14 protein-coding genes are annotated in these 13766 nt (G+C 62.0%); 3 read left to right on the forward strand and 11 right to left on the reverse strand.

Features of this window, described 5'->3' with window-relative positions:
- Positions 1-2 precede the first annotated feature (2 nt).
- On the reverse strand, positions 3-536 hold the full coding sequence (locus tag V7756_RS01170) for an RNA methyltransferase (RefSeq protein ID WP_335608333.1): 534 nt from the start codon (positions 534-536) through the stop codon (positions 3-5).
- A 146-nt stretch (positions 537-682) separates the two neighbouring features.
- Between V7756_RS01170 and V7756_RS01175 the strand changes: the two genes are divergently transcribed.
- Positions 683-913: a VF530 family protein gene (locus tag V7756_RS01175; protein ID WP_335608334.1), complete on the forward strand. Its 231-nt coding sequence runs from the start codon at positions 683-685 to the stop codon at positions 911-913.
- Between the two features lie 28 nt (positions 914-941).
- Here V7756_RS01175 and V7756_RS01180 read toward each other — a convergent pair whose 3' ends face one another.
- The gene (locus V7756_RS01180) at positions 942-1397 is read right to left on the reverse strand and encodes a YqaA family protein (RefSeq protein WP_335608335.1); all 456 of its coding nucleotides are present in this window, start codon (positions 1395-1397) and stop codon (positions 942-944) included.
- Between the two features lie 229 nt (positions 1398-1626).
- Here V7756_RS01180 and V7756_RS01185 point away from each other — a divergent pair, with 229 nt between their 5' ends.
- Positions 1627-2859, forward strand: a complete 1233-nt coding sequence (locus V7756_RS01185; RefSeq protein WP_335608336.1) for an MFS transporter — start codon at positions 1627-1629, stop codon at positions 2857-2859.
- A 130-nt stretch (positions 2860-2989) separates the two neighbouring features.
- Positions 2990-4432: a sucrose phosphorylase gene (gene gtfA, locus V7756_RS01190; RefSeq protein ID WP_335608337.1), complete on the forward strand. Its 1443-nt coding sequence runs from the start codon at positions 2990-2992 to the stop codon at positions 4430-4432.
- Positions 4433-4441: 9 nt separating this feature from the next.
- Here the strand turns inward: gtfA and V7756_RS01195 are convergent, their stop codons facing one another.
- The 9 genes from V7756_RS01195 to V7756_RS01235 all read right to left on the reverse strand — a co-directional run bounded on the left by V7756_RS01195 (position 4442) and on the right by V7756_RS01235 (position 13630).
- Positions 4442-5047: a glutathione S-transferase family protein gene (locus tag V7756_RS01195; RefSeq protein ID WP_335608338.1), complete on the reverse strand. Its 606-nt coding sequence runs from the start codon at positions 5045-5047 to the stop codon at positions 4442-4444.
- A gap of 71 nt (positions 5048-5118) precedes the next feature.
- Positions 5119-5901 (reverse strand): sulfite exporter TauE/SafE family protein, encoded by a 783-nt coding sequence (locus tag V7756_RS01200; protein WP_335608339.1) that lies wholly within the window; start codon positions 5899-5901, stop codon positions 5119-5121.
- A 119-nt stretch (positions 5902-6020) separates the two neighbouring features.
- Complete coding sequence (locus tag V7756_RS01205) at positions 6021-6740, reverse strand: extensin-like domain-containing protein (RefSeq protein WP_335608340.1); 720 nt, start codon at positions 6738-6740, stop codon at positions 6021-6023.
- A 3-nt stretch (positions 6741-6743) separates the two neighbouring features.
- Positions 6744-7550 carry a metallophosphoesterase family protein gene (locus V7756_RS01210; RefSeq protein ID WP_335608341.1) on the reverse strand — a complete coding sequence of 269 codons (807 nt, stop codon included), beginning with the start codon at positions 7548-7550 and terminating at the stop codon, positions 6744-6746.
- Complete coding sequence (locus tag V7756_RS01215) at positions 7547-8593, reverse strand: diacylglycerol/lipid kinase family protein (protein WP_335608342.1); 1047 nt, start codon at positions 8591-8593, stop codon at positions 7547-7549. The genes V7756_RS01210 and V7756_RS01215 overlap by 4 nt, the downstream gene beginning before the upstream one ends.
- Positions 8594-8755: 162 nt before the next feature.
- The gene (locus V7756_RS01220) at positions 8756-10051 is read right to left on the reverse strand and encodes a diguanylate cyclase domain-containing protein (RefSeq protein ID WP_335608343.1); all 1296 of its coding nucleotides are present in this window, start codon (positions 10049-10051) and stop codon (positions 8756-8758) included.
- A 204-nt stretch (positions 10052-10255) separates the two neighbouring features.
- Positions 10256-10990: a phosphatase PAP2 family protein gene (locus V7756_RS01225; protein WP_335608344.1), complete on the reverse strand. Its 735-nt coding sequence runs from the start codon at positions 10988-10990 to the stop codon at positions 10256-10258.
- A 38-nt stretch (positions 10991-11028) separates the two neighbouring features.
- The gene (locus tag V7756_RS01230; protein WP_335608345.1) at positions 11029-11811 is read right to left on the reverse strand and encodes an esterase/lipase family protein; all 783 of its coding nucleotides are present in this window, start codon (positions 11809-11811) and stop codon (positions 11029-11031) included.
- The gene (locus V7756_RS01235; protein ID WP_335608346.1) at positions 11789-13630 is read right to left on the reverse strand and encodes a diguanylate cyclase; all 1842 of its coding nucleotides are present in this window, start codon (positions 13628-13630) and stop codon (positions 11789-11791) included. Before V7756_RS01235 ends, V7756_RS01230 begins: the two co-directional genes overlap by 23 nt.
- Positions 13631-13766 lie beyond the last annotated feature (136 nt).

The following is a 13766-nucleotide window of genomic DNA, read 5'->3' on the forward strand; positions in this document are numbered from 1 at the left end:
GGTCAGGGCTTGGCTCGGGTGGCTGGGTTGGCGCGGATTCTAACATTGTTGTTGGTATCCCGGCTGCGGCGGATCAGGGCGTCGCCCTGCTCGTGGGTCGGGTCTTTGCACAGCCGATCATAGAGTACCAGGTTCACCGTGGCGGCCAGATTGAGGCAGCCCTGGGTGGGGATATAGACCACAGCGTCGGCACGATCGACAAGCGCCTGCTCCAAAGTCCCATCTTCCGGCCCGAACAGGTACAGGGCGCGGGCCGGGTGCACAAACTGCGGCAAGGGCACAGCGCCTTCGACCAGCTCGATGCACACCACCTGGGTATCTGCCGGCAAGGCTTCGAGCAGCGACTCCACCCGCGTGGCCGGGAGGCGGCGGGCGACCTGTTTGGTATCGGTACTGTACTGTGCAGCGCGGTCATGGCGGGTGCCGGTGTAGCGCACAGCGTCGGCATTGAAGCAGCCGGCGGCACGCAACACCGCGCCCATGTTGGTGGGGCTCTTGGGGTTGCTCAGACCAATCAATACCAGAGAGTCATTCATTTGCAGTTCCGTTCAGGCACGGCTGCCTGCGCTGCGCATTTGCGCCACAGGGCTGGGCAAGGAAGATAGGGCGGGTAGAATACAGGCTTTCCCTCTGCGCTCCGAGCACCTTCGGCGGCGCTGGCACAGTACTTCAGGATGCCTTGATGACCCAGGACCCCCGTGATACCGCAAACCCGGACCCCTTGCACGGCGTCACCCTCAAGGCGATTGTCACTGCGCTGGTCGAGCAGTATGGCTGGGAGGAGCTGGGCCGACGCATACCCATCAACTGCTTTCTCAGTCAGCCAAGCCTCAACTCCAGTCTCAAGTTTCTGCGCAAGACACCCTGGGCACGCAGCAAGGTGGAAGCCTTGTATATAGAGTCGCTGCGCTGAACTCGGCAGGCTGCCGGGAGGGCAGCAGTCAGACGGCAGTCTCGGCTGGCATCCAGCCAAGGGTGGCAGCTGCCAGCAACAGGTAGCGCCCACCCTTGGCCAGGGTAACGATCAGGGTGAAGCGCCAGAGCGGCTCGCGCATCAACCCGGCCACTATGGTCAGCGGGTCGCCAACAAAGGGTGCCCAGCTCATCAGCAGTGACCAGTAACCCCAGCGTTGATAACTTGCCTGGGCACGATGCAGTTGCTTGGCCTTCAGTGGAAACCAGCGTTTGTGTTGCAGGCGCTCGAGATAACGCCCCAAAACCCAGTTGATGATGGCGCCCAGCACATTGCCGGCGGTGGCCACCAGCAACAGCAGCGACACCGGGTAATGCCCTTGCACCAGCAGGGCGACCAGCGCGAACTCCGATTGCAGCGGCAGCACAGTGGCGGCGCCCAGGGCAATCAGAAAGAGTCCCGCGTAACTTGTCAGCTCCCACATCGGATGTCCCCGGCAAAGACCCTGAGCATACCGGATAGCAACGCCAATGCGCTTTTGGGGCGCGGCGTAGCCGCGAATATCACCCGCTTAAACAGCCCTGAAGCGGCGAAACAGAAGGTTTTCAGACGAATTGCGCAAATTATTGCCGAATCTGTCCGACAAGGCTTCACCTGCGGGCCCAAAGCGCGAATAATCGGCCGCTTTTGCCTCTGCGCCACAGGAAAGCCGAATGTCGAACTCCTCTCTGGAAAGCTCATCCGCAGTCACGCCGCTGCCAGCCAGGGTAGCCTCCTGGCTGATTCTGCTAGCGCTGGCGGTAGGCGGCTTCGCCATCGGCACCGGCGAGTTCGTGATCATGGGACTGATGCCCGACATGGCCCTGGATCTGCAAGTCAGCGAGCCGCAGGTCGGGCACGTGATCAGTGCCTACGCGGTGGGCGTGATGGTCGGTGCGCCTATTCTGGCTGTATTTGGCGCTCGCCTGCGTCGGCGGCATCTGCTGCTGTTGCTGATGCTGTTCTTCGCCTTTGGCAACCTGGCCAGCGCGTTGGCGCCGGATTACCACAGTCTGATGTTGGCGCGCTTTGTCGCCGGGCTGCCACATGGTGCTTACTTTGGCGTCGCGGCGCTGGTGGCGGCCTCGCTGGTAGCCCCGCACAAGCGCGCCGCAGCGGTCAGTCAGGTAATGCTCGGGCTGACCGTGGCCATCCTCGTCGGCAACCCGCTGGCCACCCTGCTGGGGCAATCCATCAGCTGGCGCTACGCCTTTGTCGCGGTGGCCGTCATGGCCTTGCTGACGGTGGTGATGATAGCGCTGTTCCTGCCGCTGGATGCGCAGCATAAACCCAGCAATCCGCTCACCGAGTTGCAGGCCTTTCGCCGGCCGCAGGTCTGGTTTGCGCTGGGTATCGGCGCCATCGGCTTTGCCGGCATGTTCTGCGTGTTCAGCTATCTGGCCATGACCCTGCTGGACGTGACCCGGGTTGAACGCAGCATGGTACCGCTGGCCATGGCAGCCTTTGGCGTGGGCGCCATTATCGGCAACCTGGCCGGTGGTTGGTTGTTCGAGAAGCTGCAGTTCAAGGCGGTGGGTGTAGTGTTGGTCTGGAGCACCCTGGTGTTGCTGTTGTTTCCGCTGGCGGCGCAGGCGCTGTGGAGCATACTGCTGGCGTCCGTAGCGGTCGGCACCATGGTGGCGCTGTCGCCGCCGCTGCAGACGCGGTTGATGGACGTAGCCGCCGATGCCCAGACACTGGCGGCGTCGGCGCATCACGCAGCCTTCAATATCGCCAATGCGCTGGGCCCTTGGCTGGGCGGCATGGCCATAGTCGCCGGCTTCGGCTGGACCTCGACCGGTTACGTGGGCGCCGCGACCGCCCTGGGCGGCTTGCTGTTGTACGCTCTGGCACTGCGGCATGAGCGCCGCGGGCGATCAAGCAGGGACGCTGAGCAGGGGCGCTGAGCAACACCTCTCGATCGGTTTAGAGGCGCGATTTTTGCAGGGTTTTGGGTAGAGTTCATGGGACTGATCCGGCGGCCAAACCGCCAGGTTGCGCCCCTTCCGTCCTTTGCCCAGAACAAGGAAGCCGCCTGTGCCATTACGCAACGCTGTGCAGCTGATCTGCTATCCCAACCGCATTGGTCGCAATCTGAGCGACCTGCATGCCACGCTCGACAAGCACCTGGCCGAGGCCATTGGCGGTGTGCATATTCTGCCGTTCTTTCCCTCCAACGCCGATGGCGGCTTTTCACCCCTGACGCACAAGGAAGTGGATCCGGAGTTTGGCAGCTGGGACGATATCGAGCGCCTGGCCGCCGCCTATGACCTGTGTTGTGATCTGACGGTCAACCATATCTCCGACCAGTCTGCCGAGTTTCTCGACTTTATCGCCAAGGGCTTCGACTCGCCCTACGCCGAGCTGTTCGTGCACGTCGACCGCTTTGGCGAAATCACACCGGATGACCTGGCGCGAATTCACATTCGTAAGGAGAAAGAGCCTTTTCGCCAACTGACGCTGGCCGACGGCAGCAGCGCGCGGGTCTGGTGCACCTTCACGGAGCGGCAGATCGATCTCAACTACGAATCGCCGCTCACCTATGAACTGATGGAAGACTACATTCGCTTCCTTACCGCGCGCGGCGTCAAGCTCCTGCGTCTGGACGCCTTTGGTTACACCACCAAGCGCATGGGTACCAGCTGCTTTCTGGTCGAGCCCGAGGTATATCGCATCCTCGAACGGATCAATGAGGTTGCGCTGCGCCATGGTGCAGAGTGCCTGCCGGAGGTGCACGATCACAGCAGTTACCAGTACGCCATTGCACGGCGCAACATGCGGCCCTACGGCTTTGCCCTGCCGCCGCTGATGCTCTACTCGCTGCTCGACGCCAACAGCACCTACCTGAAGAATTGGCTGCGCATGTGTCCGCGCAACATGGTCACGGTTCTGGATACCCATGACGGCATCTGCATTCCCGATGTGGAAGGGGTGCTGCCGGAGGAGAAGATAAAGGGCCTGATCGACAACATCAGCCAGCGCAGCGCCGACCCGATACTGCGGCGTTCTGCAGCCAAGGTAAACAGCGTGGGCGCCATTTATCAGTTGACCTGTACCTTCTACGATGCCCTGATGCGCAACGATGATGCCTATATCGCCGCGCGCGCGGTGCAGTTCTTCTGCCCCGGCATCCCGCAGGTCTACTATGTGGGCCTGCTGGCTGGTTGTAACGACGAGCAACTGATGCAGCAGACCGGCGAGCTGCGCGACATCAACCGCCACTACTACAGCCTGTGGGAGGTGGATGAAGCGATAGAGCAGCCGGTGGTACAGCGTCTGTTGAAGCTGATGCGCTTTCGCAACACGCACCCGGCCTTTGATGGCCGCTTCGAGTTGAATTACTCCAACGACAGCAGCGTCGCCATGGCCTGGCGCCACGGTGAGCACTACTGCCATCTGAGCGTGGATCTGCGCTTCAAGACCGCTAGAATCCGCTACCTTGATCCAGTGGATATGAGTGAGCAGACGCTGGTTTGCTGAGCCTGCCGGTCAGGCTCCGTTCAACCGGTCCGAGGCAATATTGGCCGGACGCGCGTAGGCGGCGGCAACGTAGCGCTCGAACACCGGGCGCTTTTCAATGGTGTCGAACATCATGCCCCAGCCCAGTTGCGAGGCAAGGTACACGTCGGCCGCGGTGAACTGCTCGCCACAGAGCCAGGGGCCTTCACGCAGGGCATCTTCGAGCGCATTCAAGGTGTCGGCATAGCTGCCAAAGCCAGCCATTCGGCTGCGGCCTTCAGGTACCTGCCAGTCGAGTGATCTGGCGGTGACGGCGGTTTCCAGCGGGCCTGCGGCAAAAAACAGCCAGCGCAGATAGGTAGCGCGCCGGGGGTCGTCTACCGCTGGCGCCAGGTGGTTGGCCGGGAAACGGTCGGCCAGATAGGCGCAGATGGCGGCGCACTCGGTGACCACGGCGCTGCCGTGCACCAGTGCCGGCACCTTGCCCATGGGGTTGATGGCCAGATACTCCGGGCTTTTCATCTCCGGGCCGTAGGCCAGCCAGCGAGTTTCGTAGGTGGCGCCGGTCTCTTCCAGCATCCAGTGGGCAATACGGCCGCGCGACTGGGCATTGGTGTACAGGGTCAGCATGGTCATGCAGTTGGGCTCCAAAGGCGTTGAGGTCCGCTCAGCATAGCCGGCAAAGGCGGGTTGTCATCCTGCGGAACCTAGCTGGCGAGAATTTGCCACAAACCGATGCAGCTGATTATCAGCAGGGTAATACCCAGCACGCGGAAGAACCTGCCGGTTTCGCCCTTGAGCATGTGGTCGTGGAAGCGTAACCCGATGAAATGGCCGACCGTGACGCAGGGCAGCAACCACAAATGGTGGATCAACTGCAGATCGACGCCGGCATAGATGAACGCGGCCATCTTGATGGCCACCAGAATGAACCAGAGCGCGAACAGGGTATCGCGCAGCTTTTCCTTGGCCACGTGTTGCGCGGCGACGGCGATGATCAGCGGCGCGCCGATCAATGAGGTGCCGCTGACATAGCCGCCCAGCATCAGAAACAGGGTGTCGACCAGCTTGCTGTTACTGCGAAAGGGCCGGTTGAGAATATAGGACACCGCGTAGGCGGCCACTATGCAGAAAATGATGATGCTCATGACGCTGGCGGGCAGCGTAAGCAGACCCAGCACGCCAATCAGCTTGGGCACTATCATGATGCCCAGCATGCGCCACAGATAGCGCCAGTCGACGGTACTTTCACGCACCGCGCCGTCGGCACTGGGCGCGCGCTTGCGGTTGTTCATGAAAATCGTCAGTGAAGAGAACAGCAGCAGGTGCGCGGCAATCAGTGGCAGGAACACCAGCGGGTCGTTATCCACCAGCAGCAAAAAAGGCAGTGAAAGCACTGCGCCGCCAAAACCGAGGCCGGAACGCACAAAGCCGCTCCAGACGAAAATCAGACCTATCAGGGCCAGTTGGTAAAACGACAGATCCGACATGGGACTCCAAGGCTGATTCGGGCGGAGGGGCAGTTTAGCGGGCTTGCGGCACCACCAACAATGGCCATGGCTGCAACACACCGGTGCGGGGCAGCGCGGTGGTGCCCTGGCAGGTGACCCTAGCGGCAGTAGCCGAAGTTGCGATTGTCGAAATGAAAGTGATTGGCGTGCGGAGCGTTGTACTCCGGTCCCAACACGGTGCCGAAGTAATCGCAGGCCGCATCGTGCGCTTCGCGCAAAAACAGTGACTTGTTGGCAGCCTTGCCGTTGTCCCAGTCTTTCAGCACGCTGACCTGCACACCGCTGCGGGTAGTGAAGGCCGCAACATCGAAGGCGGCCGCGCTGGCGTGCTCACTGCGCCGGGCATTTTCCCGGTGATAGATATTGCGGCAGGCGAAGGTGCCAAAATGCTCGATACGGGTAATGGGCGAGCCCAGATGCTGCAACGCCAGAGATTGCAGGCGCTGCTGCTCGAACATCAGCCAACTGACCGCTACCGGGCAGGTCAGGGTGAAGGGGGCGTTGAAGCGCACACCGGTACGCTCGACCCGCACCACGTTACTCAAGGGACATCCGGCGACCGGGGTGTAGTCTTCCAACGGCAGGTGCTGCAGCTCTTCGTCTGCAGCGCTTTCCAGCAGCGCCAGGCATTGCTGGGGCGCGCTTTCCAGGCGCTGCATCTTCCAGCGCGTAACCGGTGTGATGGGATCTTGCAGGCTCAGCGGCGCGCGCGGGTCCCAATGGGCCGGCAGCGTCCACCACGGCTGCAACAGCGCGAACAGTCCCAATAGCAGCAGCCATACCAGAAACGCGGCAAAGCCGGAGCGAAACAAGCGCATCTCTCAGTCGCTCCGGTGCAGTGCCAGGTCGGTTTCGCTGAACAGCTCAAAGACGTGTTCTGTAGCGTTGTAATCCCAACGCTCCACGCTGCACTCGTGCAGGCCGTCACGGCATTGATGGCGAATCAGGTTGACCGAATTGGGAATATTGCCCCGCACGCGCGCCGACAGCGCGGTGCCCGCCTGGGCTGTCCAACCCTGACGCGGGCTGTGCCGGCCGCTCAACGGCCGTATGTAAGGCAGGTGGATGTGGCCGGCCAGCAACAGATCCAGCCCGGCATCGACCCACTCGGGGATGGCTTCGGCGCGGCCGATCAACAGGTTGGACTGGTCTGACTCCTCGATAGCTCGCACTGGGTGGTGCTGCATCACAATCCGCAACTGTCCCGGGCGGGCCTGCTTCAGACGCGCAGCAACCCGTGCTATTTGCGCCGGGGTTACCTCGCCATTCTTGTGCCGGGCGGGTTTGGTCGAGTTCACGCTGACCACCAGCAGTTGCTCGGTCTCCAGCACGGGCTCCAGGTCGCTGCCGAACTCGCGGGAGTAATTGCGATAGGGGTGCACCAGCCGGGCGAACAGATTGAATAGCGGGATGTCGTGATTGCCCGGCACGGCCAGCACCGGCGCCGGGAGGCGCTCGGTGAAAGCACGCGCGGCGGCAAACTGTTTGCGCCGCGCGCGCTGGGTGATATCGCCGCTGAGCAGTACATGGTCCGGGCGCTGTTGCTCGGCCAAGTGCATCAGCGCGCTTGCGACCGGGTCCTGCACCGTGCCGAAGTGCGGGTCAGAAATATGCAGTAGACATGTCATGCGCGCTCCCGTTGGCTCTCATCCCTGGGTACCAGCAAGGGGAGTGGTTGGTCGGGTACGCGAAACTCCAGCGGAGCGCGCAGCCAGAATATTTCGCCGTCCATCGCCACCTTGATGCGCCTGCGTGTGGGCCCCAGACGCACGGTCATCTTCTTGAAGCCGAAGCTGATCAGGTTTTCGGCATCGCCCATGCGGCTGAGCAAGCCTCTGGCCACCAGGGTATAAAGCGCGAGCGTGCTCAGTGGCCTGGCGGTCATCGCCACCAGGTGGTCGTGTTGCAGCTCTACCTCTTCATGCACGCCAATATGCTCCAGTTGCAGGGCGTTGTTACCCACCACTATGGTCTGGGTGCGCAGTTGCCTGGTGGTGCCCTCGAAGTCCAGGGTGACCGACAGCTGACGATGGGCGCGGAACAGGGTGACCAGCGCCGACCACAAGGCGACCCAGCGACTGCGGCCGTAACGCTGTTTGTAGGCTTCGCGATCCTCCAGCAGATCGGGATACAGACCCAGACTGGCATTGACCAGGAACACCTTGTTGTTGAGCATGCCGACCTGAACCGGTTCGATCACCGCATCCAGCAGGCAGCGGGTGGCGGTCTCGGTATCCTGCGAGATGCCGAAGGTGCGGCCAAAATAATTGAAGGTGCCCTGCGGCAGTATGGCGAAGGGCAGGCCCGTGCCCAGCACGACATTGCTGACCGCATTGAGCGTGCCGTCGCCGCCAGCGGCGACTACTACCCCGCGATTGGCACGCGCCAGCGCTACTGCCTCATTGGCTGCTGCTTCCAGGCCTGCGCCGCCGTGCACCTGCAGCAGTTTGAAGTTGCGCCCGGCTGCGTTCAGTACGGCGCTGATGCTGTCCTGCACCTCGGAGCCTGTGTGTTTGCCAGAACCGGTATTGAGCACGATGTAGAAGGTTTCGTCACCACGCAGCTCGGGCAAGGGCGTAGCGGCATGGCTCACTCCGGCGTGCGACAGTCCGCTATTGGACTCTTCGGTATGTGGCACGTCGGTATGGGGAACAGCGGTATGGGGAGGCATTCCGTTACCCTGATTGAAGGTGATCAGCCGTCTGCATAACCGTGGCCGGGGACGCCTGAGGATTCAGGCGGGTCTAGTGCTTAGGTCTGCCAAACAAATGTTGGTTCCCTGATACCTGCGCAGCGTGCCAAAGCACCCGCCCGGCGCGCCAGGGCTGGGCGCTCAATCTGCCAGGACGTACCGGCTGCCGCCCTGTTCCTTGGCTCGGTACATGGCCTGGTCTGCGCGTTTGAGCAGCAATTCCATATCCTCGGCTTGTGGTGGTGTCAGCGCGATGCCGACGCTGGGGCCGCAGCGCACCGTCTGAGCGCCCAGATGGTAGGGCTCACCGAGAGCGGTGCAGACCTTGTCGGCCACGCGACAGGCCTCTTCGATTGCGCCGACGTTTTCCAGCAATATGACGAACTCATCACCGCCCATGCGGGCCACGGTATCGGTGCTGCGAACCACGCTGCGCAGGCGCCGGGCCACTTCCTGTAGCAGCAGGTCGCCGATGGCGTGCCCCAGCAGGTCGTTGACTGCCTTGAACCGGTCGAGGTCGAGAAACAGCACTGCCGCCGGGCTACCTTGACGTTGCGCGCGCTCGCGCGCCATGGCCAGACGGTCGCTCAGCAGCATGCGGTTGGGTAAGCCGGTCAACTGGTCATGATGGGAAAGAAACTGCAAGCGTGCCTGCAGCTGCACCCGCTGGACCGCAGCCGCTACCTGGGTGGCCAGGTGCTGTAGCAGGGTGCGATCCCGCTCACTGAAAGCCGGCCGGTCGGGTTGCCGTTGCAACACCATGGCGCCAAAGGCTACCTCCTGCGTGAGCAAGGGCACGCCCAGCCAATGGGCCTGATCGGCTGGAGACAGGCTCTCCGGCATGGTGCTGCTGTCGGTGATTATGTCGAGGCGCTGCAGTGCCGGACTGTTGTCACTGCGGTGATAGCGAAAGGCAATTTCACCGCTGTGCGGATCGTGCAGCGCCAGACTGAACAGGTTTATCGGTAGCAGCTGTTTGATTACCTGGTGCACCTGGGCACAGAGCGAATCCAGATCAACGGCGACGTTGGCCGCCTCCGATATGGCGTAACCGGCTGCCTGCATGGCCTCGTAGCGCTTGCGTTCGGTAATGTCTCGCGCCACGGCGATGCGCAGCTTGTCGCCTTCGGACCAGCGCGCAGACCACATGATGTGCACGATCTCGCCATCCTTGCGCAGATAGCGGTTCTCGAAGTGCGGGATCAGCTCACCCTCGCGCACCCGCTGCGCAGTGGCCAGCGTCAGCTCCATGTCATCGGGGTGAACCAGTTCAAGCAGGCGACGCCCCACCAGCTCCTCTGGGGTATAACCGAAGATGCGTTCGCACGCGGCGCTGATGTAAACGAAGTTGCCCTGTTCATCGACCATGCAAACCGCATCCAGCAACATGTCGATTACCTGGGAAACAGGCGGAGCAGTAGAGCTTATTGAACTCATTAGGTGAACTTATGCATGCAGCACGACCTCTGGGCGACAACTGTAAAGAGACGGTCCGTGTCCGAGTGCCATGATGGCATTATAGTCATATGACGGATCAGCAGGCGGGGTTTTTGCAGAGCAACCCTGCCGCTGAAGGCTATGCTGCCGCGGGGTCTGGCGCGCTGATATGGCGGCGGCGATTTGCCGGGAAAGAAGCGATGCTCAGCGTGGCGGCAGCAGTCCGCCAGCCACTACCCCCAGACGCAGCAAAATGGGCAAGACTATCCCCAGGCAGGCGGCAGCCAGGACGTCGGTTGGCCAATGTACCCCGAGCACCAGACGCGAGGAGGCGACCAGGATTATCCAGACCCCCGCCAGAAACATTGCCGGTCTGCGCATCGCGGGCCATAGTTGGGCGACGCAGAGCGCCAGCGCGGTAGCACACACCGCGGCTCCCATGGTGTGGCCGCTGGGAAAGCTGTAGCTCCAATGCCAGTCGGTGGCCCAGAGCGCGGGGCGCTCCCGGGCGACCGCCAGTTTGATGCCGGTTACCAGCAACGCGCCACTGATCATCGATACGGATAACAGCAAGGCCTCCCGATGATGCCGCGACAGCAGCAGCGCCGCAGTCAGCAGTGCGCCCAGCGGGGTAAGGAAGCGCGACGAGCCGGTGAGGGTAACCCATTGAAAGAAGCGTTCGGCGGCCGCGGAGCTGTGCCGGTGAATACCTTGCAAGAGGGCGATGTCCAGCTCGCTGGTATGGCCGCCCAGGACCTCCTTGCTGATTTTTATTGCAATCACGCTGAGCGTCAGCAACAGCAGCGTCAGCGCTCTGCGTTGCTGCAGGACGCCATGCCAGCTCGGCTGGCGCCGCCGCGCATAGGCGAGCATGCTCAGATACAGCAGTGTGATGCTGAGCAGCATCACACTGAGGTCGGTCAGGGTATTGATCAGCATGTGCGCATCCATTACATCTCGGGCATTTCGCCCTCATGTTAGCGTGGCCGGGCGCTGGGCGGATGAGTAAAGCGCCCGGCCGCCAGAAAATGCAGGGTCTGGGCGATCACCTCCTCATCGCGCATCATCAGCGGGTGCGTGACCGGCAGGCTGATATGGTCCGTCATGCCGTCAACCCGAGTGCTTGCCACCGAGACCTTGCCGTCGTCGGGGTTGGGCAGCAGGGTGGATAACAACAGATTGATGCTGCGGGTGCCGGCGATGATACCCAGGCTGAATTCCGGCTTGGCCAGCTGCCGCGGCAGTTCATCAGCGCCGGTGCCCAGTTGCAGACCCGCCGGGCCGTTGATCCAGGCGAAGCCGGGCAGCTCACGCAGTTCATCCACTACCTCGCTACCCTGGTTGGGTGGCCCCAGCATGACCACGCGGCCCAGCTGCGGCAGCGGCTCCTGCTGCAGGTAGTAGCGCAGCACAATGCCACCCAATGAATGGGTGACAAAATGCACCCGGCTTTCGCTCGCGCAGGCCTGCAATGCGGGGCCAATGGCCAGTTTGCCAAGTTCCGCCACGGGATGCTGGCGCGAGGGATAATTATGATTGACCACCTGATAGCCGGCGGCCGATAGTGCCTGTTGCAAGCTTTCCATGGAGGCGCTGGTGCGCGCTAGCCCATGCAGCAATATCACGCACTCATTGACCGGTGGCGGGGATGGCTGGCTCTGCACCGCGCTGGCAGGACCCAGCACCACGGCAAGTGCGATCAGCCAGCGGCGGCGCAGGCCACCGTGGCGCCGCTGCTCAGGCGGTGGATTTTTCGGCATACATGGCCTTGTCTGCCCGCAGCAGTAGCAGTTCTACACTGGCGGCTTGCTCCGGGTAGAAGGCCGCGCCAATGCTCACACCTACCTGCACTGTCTCGCCACCGCTGAGGACAATGGGAGAGCAGACCGCCTGGCGGATCTTGGCGCTGAAACTCTGCAGGTCGGCGTGCTCCTGCAGTGATTCCAGCACCAGCACAAACTCGTCCCCGCCCATGCGGGCGACCATGTCGCTGGCCCTCACCGCCGTGCTCAGGCGGTTGGCGATTACGATCAATACCTCGTCACCGGCTGCGTGGCCGAAGCGGTCATTGATACTCTTGAAGCGATCCAGATCGGCAACCACCAGGGCAAAGCTTTGCTGCTGCCGATCTGCCCTGGCCTGGGCCTCGACAAGCCGCTCGTTCAACAACGACCGATTGGCCAGCCCGGTAAGAGCGTCGTGTCTGGCTTGCTGCTCCAGTAACTGCTGACTTTGCTGCAACTGGCGATTGGTCCGCTCCAGCTCCAGCGTCCGCTCCGCTACCCTGGCTTCCAGCAGACGCTCGCTCTCGCGTACGTTTTCCAGCATCTGTTGGCGTATTTGCAGTGCCTGGGCCTGGGCGTGGTCGCGGGCCCGCTGAATATCATTGATGCGGTCGGCCAGTGCCAGCGAGAGCAATAACATTTCCAGGCCAGAGCCAATAGCCAGCGCGTTGGCCGTGAGCACATTGGATGGAAGCAAGCCCAGATTATGCAGCGAGATGATGGTCACGCCGGAAAGAAAGGAGACCCAGGCGAGCACAAAGAAGCGGGCGCCTGGCTCGCGGAAATACAAGCTGACCACGCCGAGGAAGAAGGCGCTGGCGGCAAACAACAGCGAAATCAGGTTCACCGCGATCGCGCCCAGGTGGTAGGACCAGAATATCGTGCAGCAGAACGTCAGGAAGTAGGCGTTGCTGATCACGGGCATCAGCCATTGCAAGCGCAGGCGCCTGGGGGTGTCGGCAAGAAAGCACTGGACAAAGAGCGCACCAAAAACGCCGGCGGCCGACACCGCCGCGGTGGGGGAGATGTTGGTCAGCCAGGCATTGTGCGGCCAGATGAACTGCCCCACCAGACCTGAAAGGCCTGCCTGGCCAATGGCCAGACAGCTGATAAAGGCGACGTAAATCAGATACAGCCGATCACGCAGCGACAGGTACAGAAAGAGGTTGTAGATCAGCAGCGCCAGCAACAAGCCGTAGTAGATGCTCAATATTGAATAGGTGAGCTGATCGTGCCGCCAGAGTGCGTCTGCTTCCCATAGCGTCACCGGCGCGGCCAGGGTGCCCTCGGACTTGACGCTGATGAACAGCCGGTAATGGCTGTCAGGTGTCAGCCCGAGATCGAAGACGTGGTTGCGATGGTTGATACTGCGCTCGGTGAAAGGCACCTGATCGCCAGAGTGCTGGTGTACAAAAGGTTCGTCGTCGCGCGCCAGATAAAGATCCACCGCATCCAGCGAAGCGTGCCCCACCTCCAATAGCCAGCGTCCCGTCCAATCGGCTGGGGTGGCAAAGTCGGTGTAGAGCCAGACCTGTGCGTTGGTCAGGCCGAAGTTGCTGGCCGTCTGGCTGTGGTCTGGCGGGGCGAAAGCCTGCTGGCGCCAGGCTTGTTGCGCGCCGTCGAGGTCGAGCGCAGTACCCTGGTGTTGGTAGCTGTACAGCCGGGCATTCAGTGGGATTTGCGCGACGGGATCAAGCAGCGTGGCCGCTGCCGCCTGGCCTGCAGTCGCCAGCAGGCAGCTGAGGCAGAGTAGCCACAGCCTGGTCAGGCGGTTCCATTGGCGTCGAGCGTTCATCCGTAGTCAGACTTCCAGGCTGCCGGCGGCAGATTGCTTTTATCTGGCAAGTTTAACGGAGCTGGCGGGTCTCGGCGAAAAATTATCACCGCAACTGCAAATTGCACCTGTGCGATCGGCAATCACTAGCGCGGAA

It is taken from the genome of Halopseudomonas sp., from assembly GCF_036961105.1.
Taxonomy (GTDB): domain Bacteria; phylum Pseudomonadota; class Gammaproteobacteria; order Pseudomonadales; family Pseudomonadaceae; genus Halopseudomonas.

Coding starts and splice junctions, on each gene's coding strand:
- V7756_RS01170 (WP_335608333.1), bottom strand. CDS start 536: ATGAATGACTCTCTGGTATTGATTGGTCTGAGCAACCCCAAGAGCCCC.
- V7756_RS01175 (WP_335608334.1), top strand. CDS start 683: ATGACCCAGGACCCCCGTGATACCGCAAACCCGGACCCCTTGCACGGC.
- V7756_RS01180 (WP_335608335.1), bottom strand. CDS start 1,397: ATGTGGGAGCTGACAAGTTACGCGGGACTCTTTCTGATTGCCCTGGGC.
- V7756_RS01185 (WP_335608336.1), top strand. CDS start 1,627: ATGTCGAACTCCTCTCTGGAAAGCTCATCCGCAGTCACGCCGCTGCCA.
- V7756_RS01195 (WP_335608338.1), bottom strand. CDS start 5,047: ATGACCATGCTGACCCTGTACACCAATGCCCAGTCGCGCGGCCGTATT.
- V7756_RS01200 (WP_335608339.1), bottom strand. CDS start 5,901: ATGTCGGATCTGTCGTTTTACCAACTGGCCCTGATAGGTCTGATTTTC.
- V7756_RS01205 (WP_335608340.1), bottom strand. CDS start 6,740: ATGCGCTTGTTTCGCTCCGGCTTTGCCGCGTTTCTGGTATGGCTGCTG.
- V7756_RS01210 (WP_335608341.1), bottom strand. CDS start 7,550: ATGACATGTCTACTGCATATTTCTGACCCGCACTTCGGCACGGTGCAG.
- V7756_RS01215 (WP_335608342.1), bottom strand. CDS start 8,593: ATGCCTCCCCATACCGCTGTTCCCCATACCGACGTGCCACATACCGAA.
- V7756_RS01220 (WP_335608343.1), bottom strand. CDS start 10,051: ATGAGTTCAATAAGCTCTACTGCTCCGCCTGTTTCCCAGGTAATCGAC.
- V7756_RS01225 (WP_335608344.1), bottom strand. CDS start 10,990: ATGCTGATCAATACCCTGACCGACCTCAGTGTGATGCTGCTCAGCATC.
- V7756_RS01230 (WP_335608345.1), bottom strand. CDS start 11,811: ATGCCGAAAAATCCACCGCCTGAGCAGCGGCGCCACGGTGGCCTGCGC.
- V7756_RS01235 (WP_335608346.1), bottom strand. CDS start 13,630: ATGAACGCTCGACGCCAATGGAACCGCCTGACCAGGCTGTGGCTACTC.